Here is a 23,337-nt window from a genome sequence, read left to right on the forward strand (position 1 = left end):
CATTCAGAAATTGCTGGTTCCGGAGGGTAGCACTCCGGGAAACAATTCCAGGAATAAAGTTTTGGTTTTCTTTTTCATAAAAGCCGCATCCTTACGTGACTGTTCATGGTCGTACCCTAAAAGATGTAAAACGCCATGAATGATGAGCAACATCAACTCCTGATCGAGAGTCAGGTGATGTTCTTCAGCCTGCTTTTTTGCGGTCTCAGCCGAGAGCACTACGTCACCTAATAGCCGGTACCCGTTTTCGTCTATTGCATCCTCTTCCTGAGGAAAAGAAAGGACATCGGTTGGTTTGTCCTGCTCCCGGTAATTGTAGTTCAGTTCCCTGATTTTAACATCGTTTGTGATCAGTACACTGAGTTCTATTTTTTCAAGTTTTAATGCCTTTAGCACCTTAATTGTTCTGGACTTTACCTGAGCCTTATCCAGCGCTATTTTCCTCTGAGCGTTTCTGACCAGTACTTCCATTTATTCCGGGCGTTTCTCAACCGGCGCAAAACCGGCACCTCTTTGTCCGGAATTGGAACCACTGTCTTTTCGATCGTAGGCCCGAACGATTTTCTTAACCAGTTCGTGCCGGACAACATCCCTTTCTGTGAACTTGATGACCTTGATCCCTTCGATCCCTTTCAGGATTTCATGGGCTTCTATCAGGCCTGACAGGGTACCTCTGGGAAGATCCACCTGGGTGATGTCTCCGGTCACTACCATTTTAGAGCGGAAGCCGAGCCGGGTGAGGAACATTTTCATTTGTTCCGGAGTTGTGTTTTGCCCTTCGTCAAGAATGATAAATGAATCGTTCAACGTACGGCCCCGCATATAGGCAAGAGGGGCGATCTCGATATAACCTTCCCGGATCATTTGCTGAACCTGATTGAACTCTACCATGTCATAAAGAGCGTCGTACAATGGCATGAGGTAAGGATTAATTTTTTCTGATATGTCTCCGGGAAGAAATCCCAGTTTTTCACCAGCTTCTACCGCTGGGCGCGCCAGAATAATGCGCTGAAACTGACGTTTTAGGAAACCTTCCACAGCGAGAGCCACAGCGAGATAAGTTTTGCCTGTTCCAGCCGGCCCAACTACCAGTGCGATATCATTTTCACGGATAGCGTGAATTAACTCGCGCTGCCCTGGAGTTTTAGGTGTGATGTAACCAATCTTTGGGGAAACCGAGATGCGTTCGTTGAACAGGCCAACCAAATCTACATCCGGATCATCAGCCATAAGCCGGATAGCGAATTTGATATCGCCATTGACCAGCTGTACCCCCTTTCCCATCAAAGTGTGCAGTTGGACAAGGAGACGGTCGACTGTTTCAACTGCTTTTTCAGGACCGTTGATCCGGATCTGGTTTTCACGTGTTGTGATACGGACGTCAAATTTTTTTTCGATGGCCTTCAGGTTTGTGTCCTGGGTCCCGAAAATTTCGGGAATGAACTCATTGGATTCCAGGACCCGTTCCCGGGTGGTGGAAGAGGGTGGTGAGGTTTGGTTTTTAGCAGTCATTTACTGCTATTATAGCGGGCGCGGCTTTCACTTGTCAAAGCGGGGAATCTTCTAATTTATTTTAAATAAAAGGTTTGAGCGGGCTACCAGGAGGGACCTGTGGTGCCTCGGATTAGAGAAAGGAATTCCCCCCGGGTTCGAGGATCCTCTTTAAAAAGGCCCAGCATTGAACTTGTGGTGGTGTAGGAATTTTGTTTCTGGACACCGCGCATGGCCATGCAAAGATGATGGGCCTCGATCACAACAGCCACCCCTTGTGGGTCCAGAGTTTCCTGCAGGCAGTTGGCGATCTGGGTGGTGAGATTTTCCTGTACCTGCAAGCGGCGACTGAAAGCATCGACAATCCTGGGGATTTTACTGAGACCAATGATGCGGCCCTTCGGCAGGTAGGCTACCTGGGCTTTCCCAAAAAAAGGCAACATATGGTGCTCACACAGGCTGTAGAGCTCGATATCCCGGACAATGACCATTTCGTCGGTTTCATGGTTTTCAAACAGGGCATCATTGACGATTTCCTTGATATTGGTCATGTAGCCGCTGGTTAAAAATTTGAGAGACTTTTGAACCCGTTCCGGCGTGTTCTGCAGGCCTTCCCGGGAAGGGTCTTCTCCAAGTTGCAACAGAATATCTCTAATCAAGTCTTTCACAGTGTTCCCCTCGATATATTACAAAGTTGCGTTCGGATTCGAATAATTTGATCTGGTACAGCTTCCCCCCATGTATGTGAGGCTCAAGAATATCCCAGAATTTTACTGCCAGATTTTCTGCTGTCGGGATGACACCGTTGAGAAAAGAGACATCCACATTCAGGTTCTTGTGGTCCACCTTGTCGATGACTTCCTTTTGAACAAGCCCTTTAAGTGACTTTAAATCGAGAACCATCCCAGTATCTTCTGCTACCTCACCACAAACGGTTACTTCGAGAACGTAGTTGTGGCCATGCCCGTTCGGGTTGTTGCAAAGCCCAAATATCTCCTGATTTTTTTCATCAGAAAAAGCAGGGTTGTAGAGTCGATGGCTGGCACAGAAGTCCAGTTTTTTAGTAATAAATACCATGTCAGTTTTTTTGAGTTTGGATTGTTAAACCTGGTGTTCCAGATTATTTAAGGTATTTTCTTTTATTATCTGTTGAGTAAAACCCGGGACCATATAAATGAAAATTTGTACCGGTGATGATTTTCTTAACCTTTCCCCCGCCGCCGTGTTTGCAGGTTTCCGGGTCACACATTTCCAATGGTGGGTCGCTGGGTTTTTGAAGTGCTTCGAATGTTTCCTTACATTTTTCACATTCGTATTCATAAAATGGCATGTTCTTGGCCTTTCTTACATTCGACTCGACCGTTTGTCTTTATAGGGCAGGGCGGACAGGGGTGAGTCTGCTGTTTTCAACAGTCAGGTTTTTCGTTGACCATCCTGATCCCTGAACAGGTCGAGAGTCTTTGGGATATTCTTTTTAATGTCTTCCAGTTTGTAAATCGTAGGTGGAAGTGTCAGTCCATATTGCTGCTCGTAGATTCCCACCAAAATGCCCTTTTTAGCTGCCAGAATTTGCAGGATGATGAACTTTTTTATTCCATGCTTTTCCTGAACTTCCAGTGGCATCATTTTGGTCATGTTTTCTTTCTTTTCACCAAAACGCATGACTGCATTGCCAGAGGCTACAGGGATAAAATCCAAGGTCCCTATGAATTCTTCAAGTTCCCTGGATGCAGCTCCCTTTGGAAAAATAAGGAGGCCGTAATTTTCGGGATTTTTGAATAGGTGGTATTCAGTTTTTTCCTCAACGGCAAAAGCTGCTGAACTGAAGCCTGCGATTAAAAGAAAAAGAAAGAACTTTAAAACAAAATTTGAAGTTTTCATGGAAGTGTCCTCAAAAGTAGAGATACTCCCAGTTTATCGTAGGATTTCAGTTTGGCTAAAGAAATATGATATTTCAAAAGCTGCATTTTCAGCCGAATCGGACCCGTGAACCGAGTTTTTTTCGATATCAACGGCAAAATCCTTTCGAATGGTACCTTCAGCCGCGTCTTTGGGGTTGGTAGCTCCCATCAGGTCACGCCACTTTTTGATGGCCCCTTCTGCTTCAAGGACAAGTAAGGTGACAGGCCCGGAAGCCATGAAGGTTGTGAGGTCCTTGAAAAACGGGCGTTCCTTATGGACGTAATAAAATCCTTCAGCAACGGACTGGGTAAGCCGGGCTCTTTTCATCGCAGCGATTTTGAACCCGTTGGATTCAATCCGTTCGAGAATTTTTCCATTGAGGTTACGTTCTACGGCATCAGGTTTGATAATAGCGAAGGTGAGTTCCATAGTGTTGAATTGAATCCTTTTGATAGGTGGTTTCTAAAACAAAAAAAAGGCATTTGGGCTTGTGCCCAAATGCCTTTTTAAAAGATCGTGCTCAGCGGATGACAACTCCGACTTTTTTAATAACAAACTTGTCGCTAAGATCATTGATCCATTTCATTTCAATGGCATTGTTCTTGGCAACATCCCGACAAATGTAAACGCATATTTCGCAGGACTTGCAACGGTCCACGGATACATAAGCGGATTTGTCTTCCTCGCTGTAATTGATACAGTTTGCTTCGGGGCAATACTGGGTACACAGGTGACAGTTGGTCGCCCCACAAATCTCTTTATTTACGTCTGCAATGTAGTACATGGTTACTCCAGTTAAGAGAGATTACACCAGAACGGGTTTTCCGTCGACTGAGTCTTTTTGAGCGCCCCATTTATGGTCTACGGCATACTGGTAGGATGCTTTAATGGTTTTAAAATTCGCTTCGAGCAATTTCTGCTTCTTGGCAAATTTCTTTTCAATAACGGAGTCGAGAGCAGCCGTACCACCGGATACCACGATTCCCTTACCGATAAAGCGATCCTGTACAGAGGCTTCCAATGACTTCATGTCAGGCATTCCAAAAATGGCAGCCATGGCACCACACATGGCCATGTTGGTTGCTAGTTCAGTTCCGGCGACCTCATTGGCCATTTCAGTTGCAGGCAGGTAATAAATATTGGCTTCTTTCTCTTCCAACTCACGCTGTTCATCCGCTACAAATGGAAGGGGCTTGTTGTTGTTGATGAGAATTTCACCACCCTGCTTCAACCCGGTGTAAAAAGGCATCGTATAAGATTTACCCAAGGTGATGACCTGTGCGCTGAAAATCATCAGAACATTGGGATAAACGATTTCCCCGATCTCATAGATTTCGTTATTTGAGATGCGGACATAACTTTCAACCGGAGCGTTCCTTTTTTCAGACCCGAAAAATGGGACCAGTGAACTGTGTCCTCCGGAGATAACTACCGCATTACTGATGATGTGGGATGCGGTAACAACTCCCTGACCACCGAGACCGGCCATTCGGACGTTATAACGTTTAACTTGTGACATGAAAAAATGCCTCCTTGTTTAAGCCTTGGCTTTTTGTTTCGCTTCTTTTTCAATACGGGTGATATATTCCTTGGCTTCATCGGTCATTTCTTCATGGAACCCATAACGCTCTTTTTCAATATCAAAAGCGTCCTGCATGACTTCAGGAGTTGGAATAGCGTACTCGATATTACAGGAAGTGTAGGCCTGAATGTAAGTCGGCCCGATCTCGCGAGCGATCAGGATTGCCCGGCGGACAGTGCGAACTACACGAGCTGGGTTGGTTGGAGCGATACGTGCAATGTAAGCACAACCGGCTGTTCGAGCCAGGCCCAATGCATCAATTTTCTCAACAACCTTGCCACGTGGAGCCATCTTCAATACAGCACCTTGCATGGTCATACCACTTTCCTGCCCACCAGTATTGCCGTAAACTTCGTTGTCCAGCATGATGGTCGTGAATCTTTCTTTCCGGAACCAGCTATGCATCAATCCCTGGAACCCGATATCGATGAGTCCACCGTCACCCGCCATCACGACAACGTCCTTGGCCTGATTGGGGAAACGAAGTTCCAGTCCGCGCTTCAGGCCTGATGCTACCGAGTTGGTATCACCATAATTGCCATAAATAAACGGGATATTAGCCTGACTGATAGCCAAACGTCCACACCCGGCGGTTCCTACATTAATAGTGTGCTCAGGATTGGGCAGTGCGATCATGACCAGACGAATGAACAGGGTCATTGCACAGCCTGCGCACATGGGATGTTCTTCAATCAATTCTTTAAATTTGCCCATTTCGGTCACCTTGACATCGCGACCGTACTGTCCATGCTCGATCAGATCTCTGTACTCAATTGGGAGAATGTCTTCATAACCGGGGGAAGGACGAATGGTTTCAAATGACATGGGATATTCCCTTTCTATATGTTTAACTGGATTTATTAAAATTTATGGAAGCCACCACATTCATGACTTCTGGAATCTACTAAGAAACAGGCCCGGTTATTTTCGAGCCTGACGGTATTAGACTTTTTCGCCAGCTGCTTTACGGGTTTCTTTCAGCCAGTCCAGCAGCATTTCAGTTGGCATGGTCATTCCACCATAAACACGAGGACCGCCAATGATGTCTGCTTTAATATTGCCATACATGGTAGAGCAGAGTTCTTTGTGAAACCAGCCAGCCTGATTGAATTCTGGAACCAGAATTCGCTTGCAGTTCTTAAGAGCTGCAATGAGTTCGTTTTTAGGCCATGGCCGTGTGGTCTTGACTTTAACCAGCCCGACCTTGCGGCCTTTTTCTTCTTCCTGGCGAACCGCTTCACGTGCCTGGGAAACCGCTGATCCTGAGGAAACAAAGAACTCTTCTGCATCAGGGTTGACCACTTCAACCAGATCGCCGATATACCTGCGCCAGTATTTGGCTGAGCGCTCAACTGCTGCGAATACTTCCTGTTGCCAGGAAGCGTGCATGTGGTAGCTGATGAAGTTACTTTTCTGAATAGGAGCGTCACGCGAGATGCGCGCCGGAGGATTTTCGTTGTCCATTGCCGGGACAGCGGAACGCCAGCCATCGCGTGGTGGAATTTTATATTTCTCGTCAAAGAGCTTTACGTTGCCGCGAGCGTGGGTTACGAAGAACCCGTCCACGGAAACAACAGCAGGAAGTGTTACGTCAACCTCTTCTGAAACGAGGAACGCTGCAATCGAGTAATCAAAGAAGTCCTGTTGGTTTTCGGCATGTGCGTGCAGGATACCGGTGTTCAGCAGGAAAGAAATTTCAATGTTATCCGGTTGAATCGCGAGTGGGGTGTTGATGACGCGACACATATTAAGCAGGACAAGCGGGGTGCGTGCACCAGGCCAGGAGGAGATCGCTTCCAGGCCACGCATCAGGCCAGGGCCGGATGTTGCCGTGAGTGAACGAACACCTGCACGTGAGGACCCACCCAATGCGGACATAACCCCAATTTCCTCTTCACCGCGATAGTATTCCTTGATAAAGCCTTCATCATAAAGGTAACCACACTGCTGCATGGTTTCTGACTGCGGGGTGATCGGGTAGGAAATGGCAATGTCAACGTTGCTCCTTCGAATAGCTTCACGGGCGGCTTCTGAGCCGGTGATAAAAATCTGCTCCCGAGGAGCTTCATGAAAAAGCCATTCCGGGTCTTTTACTTCCTGTAAATCACCTGCGGGAACCCAGTCAGCGGGTTTTCCGGCTACTTGCGCTGTCGTATTGGACATGTCCACTCCTCATGTTCTTGGATGTCTATCGTATTTATTTCAATTCACTAACTGTGAAATTCTAAATAGATTTCACGCAAACCGGGCTATTTTGCCCCGGTCAGCGATTTCAGCCCCTAAAATTACCATGTTTGTCAGGGCATTACAAACAATTTGAACCTTGGATTTGAAAATTTTAGTAATGAATTCAACATTCCGCTGGTCGCATTAATAATTCTGGTTTTTTATTTTCAATTCTATATTCAAGTCATTGATTTGAATGGGGTTAAGTTGTCTTTCCTTTTTTGTGAATGTTTTCGGGGCTCGTTGAGTTTTTTATGATTTGGCAGTTTTCGCAGAGAAAACTAAGGAGTGGGGTGGAAATCCGTTCTTTTAAAACCACCTTAGCTTTGCTGGATTTGCTTGAAATGGTCAAATGCGTTTTGAAGAAATTCGTTCATGGCCTTGTCATTCCTCAAGCTCAGTGTCTTTTTTGCCAGATCGGTTGTATGGCACAGGTCATATTGCACGGTCGTGTCGTTTTTATATTTTATGACATCGACCTCCCAATTAATATGGGCGACATCTTCCTGCGGGCGACTGACGCAAGCTACTCCGTATTTGCCTACTCTATATAAAAATTGAACCCCGCCATGGCCGCTGGGCTCTGCCCGGCTTAAAATTAAGTTATCCTGAATCAGCATGCTTTAATGCTCCTGAAGGTTATTGTCTGCGCTCAAAATATTGTTCCGGGTTGTGGTGTCGGCTCAAATTCCTTATTATTTGGACAGCGTAATGAACCATAAGGTTCAAAAAATTTGCAACTATTATCCACATTTTGCCTCTAATTTTTAACTATGGAACCTTTAGAGTTAAACGACCCAGCAAAAATACAGGAGTTTCTGGCTAAAATCAGCTTGGAGGGGCAGGGGTTTACCTCGGATGCTCTTTTAGGCGATGTCTTCGAGGCCGGCCTGGATTGGCCGGATTTTCTCAAGGCGGAAGGCGAGGACCCCGGTGCCTTCTACGATGGAAAATCACCTGCGTGGGCCAAGTACCATGTGCGCCAGGGCAAACGGGTGTTCATGGTTTATGGGGGTGCCGATGGAAAACCCAGGCGCACCCACTTCTCAGAAACTCCATGATGAAATAATTCTAGCGCCTTGATTTCAAAGGTGTTTTTAACTGAAAGTAATTTGACATGCAATTTGATAAGGAAACCCAGCAACGTATCTTGCGCGTTGCCGGTCAGCGAATAGAAGGGCAGGACATTGACGAAATTGATGAGCGCATTGCTCATGTAATGGACCTGCATCCTGAATACGAAGAAATCTGGAAGATGGGCGAAATGGCGGTCTATCCGCAGGAGATAGATGGCAAAGTGGTCAACCCGTTTGTTCATACTGTCTTACACGTGACCGTAGATAAGCAGATAGCAGACGAGACTCCAGACTTTGTCCTTGAAACATTCAACCGGCTGAAAAATGAAGGCGGTGAGGAGCATGAAATCCTGCATGCCATCATTGGAGTTTATGCTGATATGTATTTTAAGAACTTCAGGCGGGGGGATACTTTCAGTAACCTGGACTACAAGGCTGAACTGGACCAACTGTACCTAAATAAAGAAAAGCAGGAGGGTTAGGCCCTCCTGCTTCAAGTGTTACTTTAGGTTTTATTTGGGGTTTTTAAAGAACTTTTGCAATGGTCGCGCCCATATCCGCAGGGCTCTTGACCACTTTAATGCCGCACTTTTTCATCACCTTCATCTTGCCTTCTGCTGTTCCCTGGCCACCGGAGATAATCGCTCCAGCATGACCCATCCTTCGACCGGGAGGCGCGGTTTGCCCTGCGATGAATCCGACCACGGGCTTGGTGATGTTCTTTTTAATGAAGTAAGCCGCTTCGTCCTCAGCTGTCCCGCCAATTTCACCGATCATGCAGATCGCTTTGGTTGAGCGGTCCTTCTGGAACATTTTCAAAACATCAATATAGCGGGTGCCGATAATGGGGTCACCGCCGATGCCGACACAGGTGGACTGCCCAATACCGCGTCCGGTGAGCTGGCTCACGCATTCGTAAGTCAAGGTTCCACTGCGGGAAATGATGCCCACGTTGCCTTTTTTGTGAATCCGGGCAGGCATGATGCCGATTTTGGCCTTGCCGGGGGAAATAACGCCCGGGCAGTTCGGCCCGATCAGCCTGGAATCCGAATTTTCAATATAACGGTAGACATTGATCATGTCGTTGACCGGGATGCCCTCGGTGATGCAGATGATCAGCTCAACTCCTGCATCCGCCGCTTCCAGAATTGCATCGGCAGCGAAAGGCGGCGGTACGAAGATCATCGTGGCATTGGCCTTTTTCTTGTCGACCGCATCTTTCACTGTATTGAAAACAGGAACGCTGTCTAGGACGTTTTGTCCGCCTTTGCCGGGGGTCACTCCGCCCACAACATTGGTTCCGTATTTCATGCATTGCTCGGCATGGAACATGCCTTCACGCCCCGTAATACCCTGGACGATCAACCGGGTTTTTTCATCGACTAGAATGCTCATTTTTTCAGTGCCTGTACCGCTTTTTTGGCAGCGTCTTTCATGCCTTCACCCATTGTGAAATCGAGGCCGGAGTTGTGCAGAATCTCCCGACCCTCTTCCTGGTTGGTGCCTTCCATACGCACCACAATAGGACAATCGACATTTAACTTTTTAGCTGCGGAAACCACCCCGTTGGCCAGGATGTCGCACCGCAGAATGCCGCCAAGTATGTTGATAAAAATTACTTTGACTCGTGGGTCTGCATTGAGAATCCTGAAAGCATTCTCAATCATCTCCTCATCGGCTCCACCGCCGACATCGAGGAAATTGGCTGGTTCCCCGCCACTGTGCTTGATGATGTCCATCGTCGCCATGGCAAGTCCCGCACCGTTGACCATGCAGCCGATGTTGCCATCAAGCTGGATGTAATTCAGGTGATGCTTGGATGCTTCAATTTCATTGGGATCTTCTTCGTCCAGATCACGAAACTCTTTGGTCTCGGGATGCCGGAACAGGGCGTTGTCTTCCACTTCGACCTTTGCGTCGAGAGCGATCAGTTTGTCGTCACCTGTCACCACCAGCGGATTGATTTCCAGCATCGCCAGATCCTCTTCAATGAAACACTTGTAGAGGTTGATGAAAAATGGAATTGCTGCTTTAAGGGATGCTCCGCTGAGGCCCAGTGCGAACGCGATTTTCCGTGCCAGGTAAGGATGGACCCCGATGATCGGATCGACCTGTTCAATGATGATCTTTTCAGGGGTCTCTTCAGCAACTTCCTCGATCTCCATGCCGCCCGCCTGTGAAGCCATGATCATGACGCGGCTGGTCTGCCGGTCGAGCAACATACTGAAGTAGAGCTCGCGGGCGATGTCTGTGCCTTCTTCGATCCATACCTTTTTCACCAGGCGACCTTCCGGCCCGGTCTGGTGGGTTTTCAGCGTCATGCCGAGAATCTTCTTGGCGTGCTGTTCCGCTTCCTTGGGGCTTTTGGCGAGTTTTACACCGCCGCCCTTGCCGCGTCCACCAGCGTGAATCTGTGCCTTGACTACGGTGATTTTGGTGCCGACTTTGGTAGCCGCCTTGGCCGCATCCTTCGCATCGTGGATGAGAACGCCATTGGGAACCGGAACGCCGTATTTGCCTAACAGTTGTTTGCCCTGATACTCGTGAATTTTCATAGGTGTGTTTTCAGTGGTTTTTGTCGTGAAATGGAAGGCCGATTTTTATCACATGCCACCCGGATTGTCAAAAAGTTTCCAGCCTGCGGTGGGGCAGATTGCAAAAGCGATTTCGAGCCTGAATTAACTCCTGCGCGGATTTCAGCAGACATCTCCCTGACCGTACACCAGTACCCTGCCGAAGGGGTGACAAAAAACCATAGCTTGTTTTTCTGAGTTTAACGTATTGAATAGAAGAACCTCGCCCTGGGCTTTAGTTTTTTGGGGAGTACAATATTCCCTCTTCTCCGAAGAGGGACGCGAAGCAGGGTGATTCTCCACTTGTAGTGAATATATGGATTTGCCTTCTTTTTATTGCTTTGTATGCCCAGGCTCCTTATGTCCGACTGTAAGTCGAAGCCGATTTTCATGCAAACCAGTCCCTCATGGGAGCCGCAATGAAATTCCAAGTCCCAAAGTCGTACTATTAATGGAAGAAAACATTGGAGAGCGGTTTTGCGGAGGTTGTATAATTTTAACTTGTAGTCAAGTAAAGACTTGACCCCTTTATCTGCAGGCAATGCAATCAAGTGCTTTATACCAGTCAGATGGAGAACGAAATGGATCGGGCAACCAGGCGGGCAGACAAGATTCGAGAACGACTGGGATGGGAACCTGGAATATTGAACGGCAATGGATTAAAACCCAAAGGAATGCACTGGCGGACTTTTGAGCGTTTATCCACCGAACACGATTTTTACGTGAACCAGTCCCTCATGGAAGCAGCTTTGAAATTCAAAATACCTATGACTTACTTTTAAGGATAGAAAGAGAATAATGGAGAATGGTTTTCTGGAGGAGTGTGTTTTTTCAACTTGTAGTCAAGTAAAGACTTGACCCCTTTACAGGCGGGCAGACAAGATTCGAGATCGACTGGGATGGGAACCTGGAATATTGAACGGCAATGGATTAAAACCCAAAGGAATGCACTGGCGGACATTTGAGCGTTTATCCACCGAACACGATTTTTACCTGAACCAGTCCCTTATGGGAGCCGCCATGAAATTCAAAGTGCCGATGGATTATTTTGGGTGACTGATGCGTATCCGTCAAGGAACGACATCAACCAGAACGAAAACCAGAACGCGTAACATCAACTCCGGCCTGTTAAACTGAATATTAACTTCGGGAAGAATTTACATCTGGAGGATAGGGGCACGTTCGCTCCTTGACACGGAGCCTGCTAATGGGTAGCTCTTTACCAAAAATAATCAATCAAGTTTATGTATTACTTTAAACTTAGAATTCCTTTCAACTAGCTCAAATTCATCAGAGGGTTCAGAGTAGTGTACAAGTCCTCCCCAAGTAGTATCGATCATCACTCCCTTTTCTAAATACTCCCATCCTTTTTTTGGATATTCGGCACTATATTCATCTGTATCAATACTAAAAACAACGATTCCATAAGAATCTGGAACTTCCCTTGGAAAAACCACCTTGTCGCCTAGCCTAATTTCTTGACCGTCTAAATAATTCATAATCAATTTTTAAAAGGTTCTGCTTCAATCCACTGAGGCTGTGGAGGAGGCGGCACAGCCTTGTTTTGTGGAGCCCAAAAACATTTACAACCCTCTTCAGGGTTTTGGTTTGCAATTAATAGATTTAAATGGTCTCCTGCAACACCATGCGAAATTACATGAGGAGGTTGTGGGTCGAACCGATATCCAACAGTCCCCACAGGAACAATTCTACCAGATATTGTTTCACATGGGGGACAATGATCAAGTTTACCTTTCATTCTTTCTGCCAATCTATTTCCGCAATAATAAAGGGGTCATTAAAGTAAAGGGGTCAAATCTTTATTTGACTATTTGTTATTGTTTTTTTAATATTAGAGTATGTCTCGACCTCTACGACTTGAAATAGCGGGCGGCTGGTACCACGTGATGAATCGTGGGTTGCGTCGTCATGCCACCTTCAAGGATCCCGAGGACCACACTCTTTTCCTCAATACACTGAGCCAGGCCTGCCGGATGTTTGGGATAAAAATTGGCGCTTACTGCCTGATGCCCAACCATTATCACCTTCTGGTGAATACTCCGAACGCCAACCTGTCCCGTTTCATGCGACACGTCAATGGGGTCTACACGCAAAGATTCAATCGTAAAAACGGCAAAGACGGCCCCTTGTTTCGAGGGCGGTATCGGGCTCTCATTATAGATGCGGATGCTTACCTGCTTCAAGTGGTCCGATATATTCATATGAACCCGGTCAAGGCCAGGTTGTGTTTGAAGCCGGAGTCGTATCGTTGGTGCAGTCACAAGGGATATATTAAACCTAAAACTGCACCGGACTGGCTTTGCAACAGGGAAGTGTTGACCTGGTTTTCAGCAAAGCCGGGCAAAGCCTTGGAGCAATATAAGGGGTTTATGAAAGAACCTCAGGATCCCCGGTTAGAAGAATTTTATAAACGCAAAAAAATAGGATGGCTGTTAGGCGATGAAGGCTTTATGGAGAAGATGAAGCAAAGGGTGGCCGACATAGAGGCGGGAACGGAGGAAATTCCTCAAGGTCGTAAAGCTCAGGGGGAAATTGGAATAAAGACTGTAATCAGGGTCGTGAGGCGAGAGTTCAAAGTGCCACTGAGTGCCTTAATGGAATCAAAACGCGGCGAACTCAACATGGCCAGGAATATGGCGTTATATTTGTCCTGGGAGTTGACGGGGTTAACCCAACGAGAAATTGCAGAGACATTTGGAGCGCGTTCTTATCGGACAGTAGCATCACATCATTTCCGTATCAAAAATGAGATGAATAAAGATAAAAAATTGAAACGGCTTGCAGATAAGCTCAGGAAAAAATGTAGTCAAATAAAGACTTGACCCCAATGGTCTGGCGCAAAAATTCTGGGGGAGGTGGTTGATCGATCAGATCAGGGTGTTGTGTTCAACACTGGATGGGGCCAGTGATAGCGAGCAGGTGAGTTATTGAATTCTGAGTTTACTTTCTGTCTCGGGTGCAGGAGATTTGATATGGGTTCCGAGGACGCGAAACAGGGTGGCAATCTGGGTTGCGTAGTTGGTGCGTTCTGCAGCCAGCTGCTGTTCACCGTTGGCCAGTACACGCTGGGCGTCTACCACGTCGATAAAGCTGATTAATCCCTGTTTGTAAAGCGTCTCCGCCTGGTAAAAACTGATGCCACTGGCATCGACCGCTTTGCGCAGCGAGCTCTGGCGAGACAAGGATGCCTGGATAGCTGCCAGCGAGTTTTCCACTTCTTCACTGGCTCCGCGCAAAAGTTGTTTGTAGTTCGCCAGGGCTTCTTCCGCCTGGGCCTTGGCGATATCCAGATTCGCCTGGCGGGTTCCTCCCCCTGTGATGATCTGGTTTATCAATGTTCCCAGCGATGCGATCAGGATGTCCATCGTTGGGGCGCCTACCACCCCTGCGGCGCCGATGCCGATTCCTCCGATCAGTTCAAAAGTGGGGTAGTAGTCCGCTTCTGCCACGCCGATCCTCGCTACCGCCGCCTTCAGCTTTTCTTCGCTTCCGCGAATGTCCGGCCGCATTGAAAGCACTTCAACAGGAACAAACTCGGGTATTTTCCCCTGGTAGACGGGGATGTCCTGGTGCTTTTCCAACAGGTCTTCATAAGCTCCGGGATACTGTCCGGTCAGGCTGGCGAGGCGGTTTCGGGAATTGAGAAGGGATTGCTCAAGCGAGGGTACTCCTGCGCGCAGGTTTTCAACCGAGGTTTGCGCGCGGCGCATGTCCAGTTCTGGAGACAGACCGGCTTCATAGCGACTTCGAACGATGGACAGTGTTTTAGCCTGCAGGTCCACTGACTCCTTCAGCAGATCAAGTTGGCGCTGGTTGCCCCGCAGTCGTAGATATTCGCGGGTGATTTCGGAACTGATTCCGAGAACGCTGGCACGGAGGTCTGCCTGTGCTGCGTGGAAACCAGCTCGTGCAGCCTGAACGCTGCGCTCGAACCGCCCCGCTACGTCCAGCGGAAGGCTCAAGGCCAGGGTACTGAGTACACTGCCTGTCGGGGTATTAGTTCCGTTGTCTAGAGATAATTCCTCGTCAATAACGTTGTCCAGTCCGGCGTTGACTTTCAGGTTGTCGCCTGCATCGGCAAGAACAATGCGGGCGTGGGCCTCTTTCACGCGAGCCTGGGCGGCAGCCACGCTGTAGTTGTTTTCCAACCCCTTGCGCACGAGTTCGTTGAGGGTGTTGTCGGCAAAGCCATTCCACCAGTCGGCGGCTATGGCGGTGTCATTTTTACCTTCATTAAGTTGGGCGAGTACCTTTTGCGACACAAACAATTCGGGCGCTTCCATTTCTGGTTTTTGGTAATCGGGACCAACGACACAGGCGGAACAAGACAGAATCAGCATCAGAAAAACTGACACGCAGATCCTCTTCATTATGCGTTCTCCATTTTCAGGCCATCTTGTTCCACCCTTTCCAGCTGGGCTTTGAGTTCATCGCCTGCTTGCGCTCGGGGTTTGATAAAGGGCGCGATCCAGTAATAACCCACCGGTGCGAGGTACAAAGTGAACAGAGTGGACAGCCCCAGCCCCCCGAAGACGACCCAGCCGATGGCTTCGCGGGCTTCCGCTCCCGGACCGGTGCTGAGTATGAGTGGTAAGGCACCCACCACGGTAGACATGACGGTCATGGTCACTGGACGGAGGCGTACTCGCACGCCTTCCATAATGGCATCGTGGACGCTCATGCCTTCGTCACGCATCTGGTCCATGAACTCTACAAGCAGAATAGCGTTTTTTGTCATGAGACCAACCAGCATCACCAAGCCGATCTGACTGTACAGGTTAATGGACTGGCCGCTTTTGAGCAGGGCAAAAATGGCCGCGGCAAGACCAAAGGGAACGGTGAAAATGACAATGAGGGCGCTGCCCAGGCTTTCGAACTGGGCTGCAAGAACCAGCAGGACCACGGCCAATGCAATGGCAAAGGTTACCGCCACATCGTAAGACGATTCTTCGAGCGTCGCCGCTTCACCCAGAAACAGGATGTTGACTTCCTTGGGCAACACATCGGCTGCAACACTGCGAACCTGATTGAGGACTTTACCAAGTGCGGTACCTGGGGGAACGCCGAGGTCCATCTCAATGGCGCGGCGCTGGGCGTGGCGATCGAGCTCAGCGGCTACGCCGGTTTCCCTCACATTGATCATGGTGCTGAGCGGAACCAGTTCATTGTCCAAATTTGTGACGAAGATATTAAGCAGGTCGCCGGGGTCGTTTATCGCCCCCTGGGTAGACCCCACCATGATGGGAACCGCCTGGTCTTCGATGCTAAGATCGATCAGTTCGAATTTATCGACCATCACACGGAGAGTCTGGGAGATGCGGTCCATGGGTACCCGGAGATCCCGGGCCTTTTCCCGGTCAATATTAAAAGCAAGCTCGGGTTGAGAGGTATCGAAATCAATCCGGATATCATCGATTTCCGGCACGCGGTTTTTCAGGGCATCGGCCATGAGGTCCGCCGCCTTACTGAGGGTTTTGTAGTCATTTCCCACGAGAGCGATTTCCAGGCCGGAACCGGCCCCCCGCACGTTGAGGCTGTTGCTTCGGCGGAGCCTTACCTGGGCCCCGGGCATGTCCTTCAGGGCACCGGTAACTTCTTTCGCGAGCGCCATTTGGGTTACTTTACGGTCTTCCCAGGGAATCAACGTCGCCTCGGTGTACGTACGGTTTTTGTCCCAGCGGCCGACAATGGTGTAGATATCGGTGATCAGCCCTTGAGCCTGGTAGGGCTGGAGAACGGCTTCCACTTTACGTGACTGCCGGTCGGAATATGCAAGGGAAGCACCGTCTGGACCGGTTAATATAATACTCAAAGAACCTCTGTCCTCCTGTGGCAGGAGTTCCTGATTCAGCATTTGAAATCCGAGAACCCCGCCTCCGGCTATCAACAACGAAAGGGGAATCGCCAGCCACGACCAGGACAGGAGCAGGTTCAAAGTCTTGAAGTAGAAAGCGCCAAAACCTCTCCCCAAGGCATTCAGGCCATTGCGAACCAATGTCGCGATAATGTTTGGTTTTTTTGAGTCGGGAATGCGGGAGGCCAGCATTGGGCATAGGGTAACAGCAACGAACGAACTGATTGTTACCGCGATGGCGAGAACGAGCCCGAATTCCCGAAATAAACGCCCGGTCTCCCCTGGAAGAAAAGCAATGGGGAAAAACACGGCGACGAGGGTGATTGTGGTGGCGATCACCGCGAAAAATACCTGTCGCGTTCCAAACACTGCCGCAACCAGACTTTCGTATCCCTTTGACCGCAGACGCTGGATATTTTCCAGGACCACGATTGCATCATCTACAATCAGGCCAGTCGCAAGAACCAGCGCGAGCAAGGTGAGGAGGTTGATGGAAAACCCCAACAGCCAGATGGCCACCAGGGTACCCACCAGAGAGATGGGCATGGTCACTGCGGGAACCAGTACCGCCCGCCACTGGCCGAGAAAAACGGCGATGACAATTAGCACGATCAGGATGGCGAATCCAAGGGTCCACAATACTTCTTCAAGGGCTCCGCGAATATAAATCGAATCGTCTGAAATAATCGACAGAGTAAAGTCGCGGGATCGTTCGTTGATACGCTGGACGCGATTGTTGACTTCATTGGATATCGCTATGGTGTTCGCCCCGGCCTGACGGACGACTCCGAGTCCGATCACCATACGTCCGTTCAACAGAGAATAGGATTCTGCTTCCATCGGTGAGTAGAATACAGTGCCCACATCACTGACCCGGATGGTGTCGCGGATGTGCAGACGTTCCACCTTTTCAGGCTCGACCACCGATGCGTAAGCACGGACGATGAGTTCCTGATCGTTTGACTCGTAACTCCCGGCGGGGACATCGAACCGGGCCTGCCGCAATACCTCCACCACCTCGGATACAGACAGGCGATATCCGGCCATGCGCGCCGGGTCCAGTAATACCCGGAGGACGCGGGGTTGGTCGCCGTTTAGTTGAACATCGGCTACACCGGATATGGAAAGAAGTTCGGGAGAAACATCCTTTTCGATCCGTTTGGCCAATGCTTGTTTTGACAATGTGCCGCTAAACGCGGCGATCTGGACGATTGCAGAGGCGTCGTCATCCGCTTTCAGCACAACCAGTTGATCGATGTCTTCCGGCAGTTCGCGCTGGACCCGGCTTACTGCCTCCCGTACATCGCTGGCGGCATCGTTGAGGTCAATCTCCGGTTGAAATTCAACATGAAGGCGCATGTTGTTTTCCTCGCTGGAAGACTTGATGTTCTTGACACCGGAAACGCGGGCCACCGCGCCTTCAAGAATGCTGGTGACTTCGGTGTCCATCGTCTCAGGCGAGGCACCTTCATAAATGGCGCGCACACTGACGACCGGGCGATCCACATCCGGCAATTCGCGGACATCAATGCCCATGAGACTGCCGAGACCGGCCAGCATAATCAGAAGGTTGATAACTGTGATGAGAACCGGACGGCGGACGCCGAGTTCGGTCAGGTTGTTCCCCAGGTTTTTCATGACTCTGCTTCACCGACTATCTGCAGGGGCACACCAGGGCGCATACGCTGGATCCCTTCCACCACCACGGGCTCCCGGATCGATAGTTTTCCTTGCACAAGGACGTTGCCCGCCTTGCGTGCGATGACCTGCACGGGCACCTGGACTGCTTTTTTCTTGCGCACAAGCCAGACGAATGAGCCATGCCGCCCCCACTGCAGAGCAATTTCCGGAATGGTCGGATAATTTTTTCCAGGAATTGTCCAGCGAGTGGTGAATGACATGCCCGGGCGAAGCAGATCTTCTTCGTTTTCTATGCTGACACGGGTGAGGATGGTCCGCCGGTCGGCGTTCACCCGGCTCTCTTGCGCGGATATAGTGGCAACAAAAGTACGTCCGGGATAAGCGGGGGTGGTGGCGGTGATCGGCCGTTTTTTGGACTGGGAGTTTCTGAGCGCCCCAGCCAATGCTTCGGGAACTTCAAAGTCGACGTGGAGGATTTTACGATCGTCCAGACTGGTGATGATGGTGGTCGTGGTAATCCGTTGACCAGGGTCGATTTTGGGGATGCCGACGACACCGTCGAACGGGGCTTTCACGCGTCGGTCCTCCAGCGCCAGTTTCGCCTGGTCCAAGGCAACTTTTGCGGCTTCGAAATCGGCCCGCGCGGTGTCGACTTCGCTCTCGGGAACGGCTCCCTCCTTTACTGCTTTTTCATAACGGTTCAATAAACTGCGGGAATTCTTCAACTGGATTTCCGCTCGGCGGACGGCAAGTATTTCTTCCCGGTCGTCGAGCTGTACCAAGAGGTCCCCTTGGGATACCCGGTCACCCGCCTTGAACAAAACCTGGGTAACTTCCTCCGCAACGGACGGATAGACCTGGAGAGATAAACGGGCTCTACCTGTGCCAACGGCTTCGAAAATACGATTATTAGAGATCAGACGCACGGGTTGAACCAGAACCTTGACGGCTTTGGATGCTTTTCCCGGCTTTATTTTCTGTTGCGTATCCTGCCCACTGGCCAGCCAGAGACGTGCTTCATCCAGTATAGGGCGGGCCAATTTACCTATTTCATTGGTTTGCCGAGCCAATACCTCGAAATCTTCATTATCCAGAAAAAAAAGACCCAGTGAGACAATGAACAGTATGAACAAAAAAACCTTTTTGATAATTCCGTACCTCGAAAAATTTTAAAATAAAACCTGGGCGGATGCCCAAATCACCATTGGGTTACCCTCTACACAGATCAACAATTTTGATTTGTTCCTCAGGCGGAGTCGATGGAACAATCGGAAATTTATTGTTTCGCTAATTGTATCTAATTATTTACTACTTTGTAAAACAATTAGTTATTTGAAGTTGACGAGGGAAGTATTCAATGAAAAAAAGGGGCTATTCTTTAGGTTTAGGGACAAATCAGGTTATCGATGCCGTCCAATATCACATTTTGGGAGAGATGGCTTAGGTGATGAAATATCTTGCGAAGTTTGAGGATAACTATTGAGAGGCTCCGTTTCGATGGAAAAGTGAGTCCAGTTTCTCAAAAAGGATTTTACTTTATAAAAGGGGGTGCTGGTATTTAGGTGTCCTGTTCTTTTTTAACAAGGACGCAAAAACGGTTCCATCAAACAAGTCACCTTTACTTTATTCATCTTTCCGGTGATGAAAAAATAATCTTTAATCGGTCGTTGGCTTTTGCCCGTGTCCTGCCATATCAGGAATATGGCCATACTTCACGAAAAACCGGCTTCCCCGGGTTTATATCAACTTTTCATTTATGGTTTTTTCTGGAAGATAATCATAAGTGCTTTAAAAATAAAAAGTTAAAAATATTTTCAAAAAAAAATAATTCCGGAGGTCTTGACAGAATATCAATTAAGTCTAATATTATTTCTAGACAAAAGCCTGGTTAATTCAAGGCAACATAAACTATTTTGAACCCATCGGAGACTAGTTAAAAACCGAGGGTCGAAATGGATTAAAGACCAAGAAGGAGAATCCAAAATGAAAACGACGACAAGAAAATCTATATTGAGTCTCATAGTTGTAACAGCATTTTTGCTTCTTGTTAGTCCGGTAGAGGCAGAAATTCATCACGAAAACCCCACAGATTCCTGGTATCAGAATGATCCGGTTAACAATAACCCAAATGTCCAGATTTTCGAAAATGACAACATCTTCTGGGGTTTGACTCACAATAATCCGACTTATACCTGGTACGAGGGTGGGACGCCTGTGGATAAAGACATGAAGGAAATTCCCAAAAATCCTGTTGCTGGTATGGATAGAATGGACTTGCCCGAAGATCCAACTCTGGACTGGTATTACAACGGTGTTTCAGAAACCAGAAGCAATTAAATGATGTCTTAGTTTTAATCTATACTTAGCTTAGACATTGCATTTTCGGGGAACGCTTCAGTGAAGCGTTCCCCATTTGTTCCCGGTTTTTTACTGAGTGCCCAGCAAAATTGATTTGAAAATTTAAATGGACCGGTTGTTTGAGTCGATCGCAAATCTCTCCATGAAATACCCCAGACAATCCTGATGCACAATGTTCTCATTGGTCGTGAACATGGATGGAACCACCGACCGTTTTAACCGGATCTCTTTTTCAACATAATCAAAAATATCGGACTCAATTTCTTCATCACTCTCGTTTATCACCGAAAGTTTCATGTCAGGGTTGCTACGCCAGCCGATCAGTGAGTTGGCAGGCAGTTCGTGAAAGTTTTTCTGGTCCAGCTTTTCAATAAAACAAAAATCCTTGTCCTGAGAATCGTCGCCAAAACCTATTTTGCTTTCGGGAGGGACGCGAACACGGGCGATGGTGTGATAAACCTGTGGATCGTATTGTCCTTTCCAGTCCAGTGGAATTTTTTCCAGGCGCAGGCATTTTTTCAGGAACTCATAAACATGCTGAATTCCTGACGGATCTCCGGGTTGTCCGGCCTCTATTGTTATAGAAGGACAAAATTCTGCCATGGCATTGGAGAGCACTTCTTTGGGGCGGGTGAAGTACACCAGGGTTTCGCTGAATAAGTTTGCCAGGTTGATGAAAGGCGCATCCAGTTTATTGACACAGGAATAGTGAGGATTCTGGCCTGATGTGTTGTGGATGTCAATTGACGCGAATGGCCCGGAATTTTTTACTAAGGAAATCACTTCCTGTGCAAATTTATTTTCTTTTAAATCGCCTCCGTTCCAGATCCGGTTGTAATCAGGTTGGTGTTCAAGGTGTCTTTCTTTGGTCCTGGCTGCCTCAACGTTACCCACCAGAATGTTCAGCGGTTTTGGAAGCCTCATTCCATTTTCATTGTAAAATTTTATCACCTTCTGAATCGCCTGGATTCCGGTAGATTCATTGCCATGCAGGAGTGTGGCCAGGAAAAGTGGGGGACCCGGCTCGCCTTCTATTTGAATCAAAGAAGGGCCGTCCAATATTTTGTACATTTCCTCAGGGACAGTATCCAGAAATCCATCGGGAATGGAGTCCAGAATATTTAATTTCATATCAGAGCTCAAATAGTCCATTGATAAACGGGCCGGTTCCGTTTCTGGTTTTCGTAATAGGCGCCAGTCATTTGCTGGAAACCGGGGCCATTTTTCGCGATGTACCCTCTTTGCCAGGCGGTACCGTTTTGTCGTGATTTAATTCGGTTTTCAATAACATCTCCCAGATAGTAATCGATATCGACCTGATGCACACCGGATTTTTGCAACCCTTCTTTTGCTATGGGAAGAAGGGTTTGTTCAAGTAGGGTTTGTATGAGAATTGATTTGCCCCCGATCCATTTTATTTCAGCCCTGAGGCCATGTTGTGCCGCCTTATAAAAATTTTCTTTCGCATGGTCAAATGGAATTTCCAATTCAAGCGGCGTTTCTCTTTCCGCCAGGTGTTCTTTCATCCCTATAAAAAAGGCAATATTGGCGATGGTGTCTGTAATACTCGGTCCGGCTGCGGGAGTACGGTGTTCCAGTCGAAGGTGCGGATTGCCCGAACTGGTTAAGCCGATCAAAGGGCGTGTCCATCGCCAGATAGTTCCGTTTTGCAAACGCAGGTGACTGAGCCAGGCGGGGTCGTCATCCAGAACCATGGGGAGTAATACCGGGAACCCGTCCAGATTCTCCAGGAATGGTTCGAACAGGGAATGCCGTGCATAGCCGGTCCCGAACGTCACGCGGTTGATATTCTGTCCGTGGCAGTCGGGAAAACTGGCGACAGACACGGATTGTTCAAATAGAGGAATCCGTGTTTCATCCCACAGGTCTTTACCAAAGAGATAAGGGGAGTTTGCCGCTACCGCGACCATGGGTGCTGATAGAATCTGGGAAAGGTTGTATTGTCGCACCGCTTTATCTGCCTTTACCTGGCAATGGATTTGAAGTGAAGTGGCGACTGCTTCCAGCATGACATCGTAATGCCGGGCATGGAGAGAATCCTTGCCTTCAATTTTGAGTTCGAGTGGTTCTCCTTGACGTAAGTGAAGTACCTGCCGATTCAAAGCGAGGTACCGGTTCAAGGAAGACATATGCTCGAGCGTCAACATCTTGTCCTCAATCGTAGGCAAAATTCCAATTGCGAGAATATTGGAATTCAATTTTTCTGCCTGGGCGGCACACTTCGACCAGCAACTGGACAACTCCGATTCCAAATGACTCAGAAAATTTCCTTCGATGGAGCAGGGAATACTATTGAGTTCAAAGTTGAATTTGGATAGCTCCGGGACAACGAGAGGATCGGCCAGGTTATCAAGAAAGGTTTCATTTATGGGTGAGGGCTGAAATTGGGGGTTCATCAGCCAGGCTTCCAATTCAAAACCACATTTGCCATCGGTGGATTCAAAGCTTTTGTTTTCGAACCAGCCTTTTAAAATACGAGATTCGTTTCTCAGCCTGTTTTTGAATTCCTTGTAATCTTCGCTGGAGAATTCCCAACGCGAAATTTCATCTCCCATATAAAATCCAAAAAAAATATTTTAAGAACTTGAAATG

25 protein-coding genes and 1 pseudogene are annotated in these 23,337 nt (G+C 48.2%); 6 read left to right on the forward strand and 20 right to left on the reverse strand.

Annotation, left to right across the window (positions count from 1 at the left end):
- Nucleotides 1–3 precede the first annotated feature (3 nt).
- The 12 genes from ybeY to G3M70_13175 form a co-directional block, all read right to left on the reverse strand.
- Complete coding sequence (gene ybeY / locus G3M70_13120; protein QPJ62765.1) at nucleotides 4–471, reverse strand: rRNA maturation RNase YbeY; 468 nt, start codon at nucleotides 469–471, stop codon at nucleotides 4–6.
- Entirely contained in the window at nucleotides 472–1,512 is a 1,041-nt protein-coding gene (locus G3M70_13125) for a PhoH family protein (protein QPJ62766.1), read from the reverse strand.
- Between the two features lie 83 nt (nucleotides 1,513–1,595).
- A complete protein-coding gene (gene folE, locus G3M70_13130) occupies nucleotides 1,596–2,159 on the reverse strand; it encodes a GTP cyclohydrolase I FolE (protein ID QPJ62767.1) in 564 nt (187 codons plus the stop codon).
- On the reverse strand, nucleotides 2,143–2,568 hold the full coding sequence (locus tag G3M70_13135) for a 6-carboxytetrahydropterin synthase (protein QPJ62768.1): 426 nt from the start codon (nucleotides 2,566–2,568) through the stop codon (nucleotides 2,143–2,145). Before G3M70_13135 ends, folE begins: the two co-directional genes overlap by 17 nt.
- Before the next feature lie 43 nt (nucleotides 2,569–2,611).
- A complete protein-coding gene (locus G3M70_13140; protein QPJ62769.1) occupies nucleotides 2,612–2,821 on the reverse strand; it encodes a zinc ribbon domain-containing protein in 210 nt (69 codons plus the stop codon).
- An 83-nt stretch (nucleotides 2,822–2,904) separates the two neighbouring features.
- Nucleotides 2,905–3,372, reverse strand: a complete 468-nt coding sequence (locus G3M70_13145; protein QPJ62770.1) for a hypothetical protein — start codon at nucleotides 3,370–3,372, stop codon at nucleotides 2,905–2,907.
- Between the two features lie 33 nt (nucleotides 3,373–3,405).
- Entirely contained in the window at nucleotides 3,406–3,822 is a 417-nt protein-coding gene (gene ndk, locus G3M70_13150; GenBank protein ID QPJ62771.1) for a nucleoside-diphosphate kinase, read from the reverse strand.
- Nucleotides 3,823–3,913: 91 nt separating this feature from the next.
- On the reverse strand, nucleotides 3,914–4,177 hold the full coding sequence (locus G3M70_13155; GenBank protein ID QPJ62772.1) for a pyruvate ferredoxin oxidoreductase: 264 nt from the start codon (nucleotides 4,175–4,177) through the stop codon (nucleotides 3,914–3,916).
- A gap of 21 nt (nucleotides 4,178–4,198) precedes the next feature.
- Entirely contained in the window at nucleotides 4,199–4,912 is a 714-nt protein-coding gene (locus G3M70_13160) for a ferredoxin oxidoreductase (GenBank protein QPJ62773.1), read from the reverse strand.
- A gap of 18 nt (nucleotides 4,913–4,930) precedes the next feature.
- Nucleotides 4,931–5,800: a ferredoxin oxidoreductase gene (locus tag G3M70_13165; protein ID QPJ62774.1), complete on the reverse strand. Its 870-nt coding sequence runs from the start codon at nucleotides 5,798–5,800 to the stop codon at nucleotides 4,931–4,933.
- Nucleotides 5,801–5,917: 117 nt separating this feature from the next.
- Nucleotides 5,918–7,138: a ferredoxin oxidoreductase gene (locus G3M70_13170; protein ID QPJ62775.1), complete on the reverse strand. Its 1,221-nt coding sequence runs from the start codon at nucleotides 7,136–7,138 to the stop codon at nucleotides 5,918–5,920.
- 383 nt (nucleotides 7,139–7,521) lie between these two features.
- Nucleotides 7,522–7,821 (reverse strand): hypothetical protein, encoded by a 300-nt coding sequence (locus G3M70_13175; GenBank protein QPJ62776.1) that lies wholly within the window; start codon nucleotides 7,819–7,821, stop codon nucleotides 7,522–7,524.
- A 153-nt stretch (nucleotides 7,822–7,974) separates the two neighbouring features.
- Between G3M70_13175 and G3M70_13180 the strand changes: the two genes are divergently transcribed.
- Entirely contained in the window at nucleotides 7,975–8,262 is a 288-nt protein-coding gene (locus G3M70_13180; GenBank protein ID QPJ62777.1) for a hypothetical protein, read from the forward strand.
- A gap of 56 nt (nucleotides 8,263–8,318) precedes the next feature.
- Complete coding sequence (locus G3M70_13185) at nucleotides 8,319–8,759, forward strand: DUF1841 family protein (GenBank protein QPJ62778.1); 441 nt, start codon at nucleotides 8,319–8,321, stop codon at nucleotides 8,757–8,759.
- 43 nt (nucleotides 8,760–8,802) lie between these two features.
- On the opposite strand, the gene sucD is transcribed toward G3M70_13185, so the two are convergent.
- Nucleotides 8,803–9,672: a succinate--CoA ligase subunit alpha gene (gene sucD / locus G3M70_13190; protein QPJ62779.1), complete on the reverse strand. Its 870-nt coding sequence runs from the start codon at nucleotides 9,670–9,672 to the stop codon at nucleotides 8,803–8,805.
- Nucleotides 9,669–10,832, reverse strand: a complete 1,164-nt coding sequence (sucC, locus tag G3M70_13195) for an ADP-forming succinate--CoA ligase subunit beta (protein ID QPJ62780.1) — start codon at nucleotides 10,830–10,832, stop codon at nucleotides 9,669–9,671. The genes sucD and sucC overlap by 4 nt, the downstream gene beginning before the upstream one ends.
- Nucleotides 10,833–11,377: 545 nt before the next feature.
- On the opposite strand from sucC, the pseudogene G3M70_13200 reads away from it, so the two are divergent.
- Together G3M70_13200 and G3M70_13205 are read left to right on the forward strand one after the other, a co-directional pair.
- Nucleotides 11,378–11,632, forward strand: a pseudogene (locus G3M70_13200) (hypothetical protein).
- Nucleotides 11,633–11,765: 133 nt separating this feature from the next.
- Complete coding sequence (locus G3M70_13205; GenBank protein ID QPJ62781.1) at nucleotides 11,766–11,906, forward strand: hypothetical protein; 141 nt, start codon at nucleotides 11,766–11,768, stop codon at nucleotides 11,904–11,906.
- 176 nt (nucleotides 11,907–12,082) lie between these two features.
- On the opposite strand, the gene G3M70_13210 is transcribed toward G3M70_13205, so the two are convergent.
- Entirely contained in the window at nucleotides 12,083–12,349 is a 267-nt protein-coding gene (locus G3M70_13210; GenBank protein ID QPJ62782.1) for a hypothetical protein, read from the reverse strand.
- Between the two features lie 360 nt (nucleotides 12,350–12,709).
- On the opposite strand from G3M70_13210, the gene G3M70_13215 reads away from it, so the two are divergent.
- Complete coding sequence (locus G3M70_13215) at nucleotides 12,710–13,693, forward strand: transposase (protein QPJ62783.1); 984 nt, start codon at nucleotides 12,710–12,712, stop codon at nucleotides 13,691–13,693.
- 102 nt (nucleotides 13,694–13,795) lie between these two features.
- Here G3M70_13215 and G3M70_13220 read toward each other — a convergent pair whose 3' ends face one another.
- Genes G3M70_13220 through G3M70_13230 form a run of 3 tightly spaced genes read right to left on the reverse strand, consistent with a single transcriptional unit; the run spans nucleotide 13,796 to nucleotide 19,499 of the window.
- Nucleotides 13,796–15,241, reverse strand: coding sequence for an efflux transporter outer membrane subunit (locus tag G3M70_13220; GenBank protein QPJ62784.1), 1,446 nt, complete (start codon nucleotides 15,239–15,241; stop codon nucleotides 13,796–13,798).
- Nucleotides 15,241–18,363: an efflux RND transporter permease subunit gene (locus G3M70_13225; GenBank protein QPJ62785.1), complete on the reverse strand. Its 3,123-nt coding sequence runs from the start codon at nucleotides 18,361–18,363 to the stop codon at nucleotides 15,241–15,243. The genes G3M70_13220 and G3M70_13225 overlap by 1 nt, the downstream gene beginning before the upstream one ends.
- Nucleotides 18,360–19,499: an efflux RND transporter periplasmic adaptor subunit gene (locus G3M70_13230; protein QPJ62786.1), complete on the reverse strand. Its 1,140-nt coding sequence runs from the start codon at nucleotides 19,497–19,499 to the stop codon at nucleotides 18,360–18,362. The genes G3M70_13225 and G3M70_13230 overlap by 4 nt, the downstream gene beginning before the upstream one ends.
- Before the next feature lie 850 nt (nucleotides 19,500–20,349).
- Between G3M70_13230 and G3M70_13235 the strand changes: the two genes are divergently transcribed.
- The gene (locus G3M70_13235; GenBank protein QPJ62787.1) at nucleotides 20,350–20,703 is read left to right on the forward strand and encodes a hypothetical protein; all 354 of its coding nucleotides are present in this window, start codon (nucleotides 20,350–20,352) and stop codon (nucleotides 20,701–20,703) included.
- Nucleotides 20,704–20,826: 123 nt separating this feature from the next.
- Here G3M70_13235 and G3M70_13240 read toward each other — a convergent pair whose 3' ends face one another.
- Entirely contained in the window at nucleotides 20,827–21,855 is a 1,029-nt protein-coding gene (locus G3M70_13240) for a peptidase M14 (GenBank protein QPJ62788.1), read from the reverse strand.
- A gap of 8 nt (nucleotides 21,856–21,863) precedes the next feature.
- Nucleotides 21,864–23,300 carry a hypothetical protein gene (locus tag G3M70_13245; protein QPJ62789.1) on the reverse strand — a complete coding sequence of 479 codons (1,437 nt, stop codon included), beginning with the start codon at nucleotides 23,298–23,300 and terminating at the stop codon, nucleotides 21,864–21,866.
- Nucleotides 23,301–23,337: the final 37 nt, after the last annotated feature.

Origin of the sequence: Candidatus Nitronauta litoralis, assembly GCA_015698285.1 — a bacterium.
In the GTDB taxonomy this organism is placed as follows: domain Bacteria; phylum Nitrospinota; class Nitrospinia; order Nitrospinales; family Nitrospinaceae; genus Nitronauta; species Nitronauta litoralis.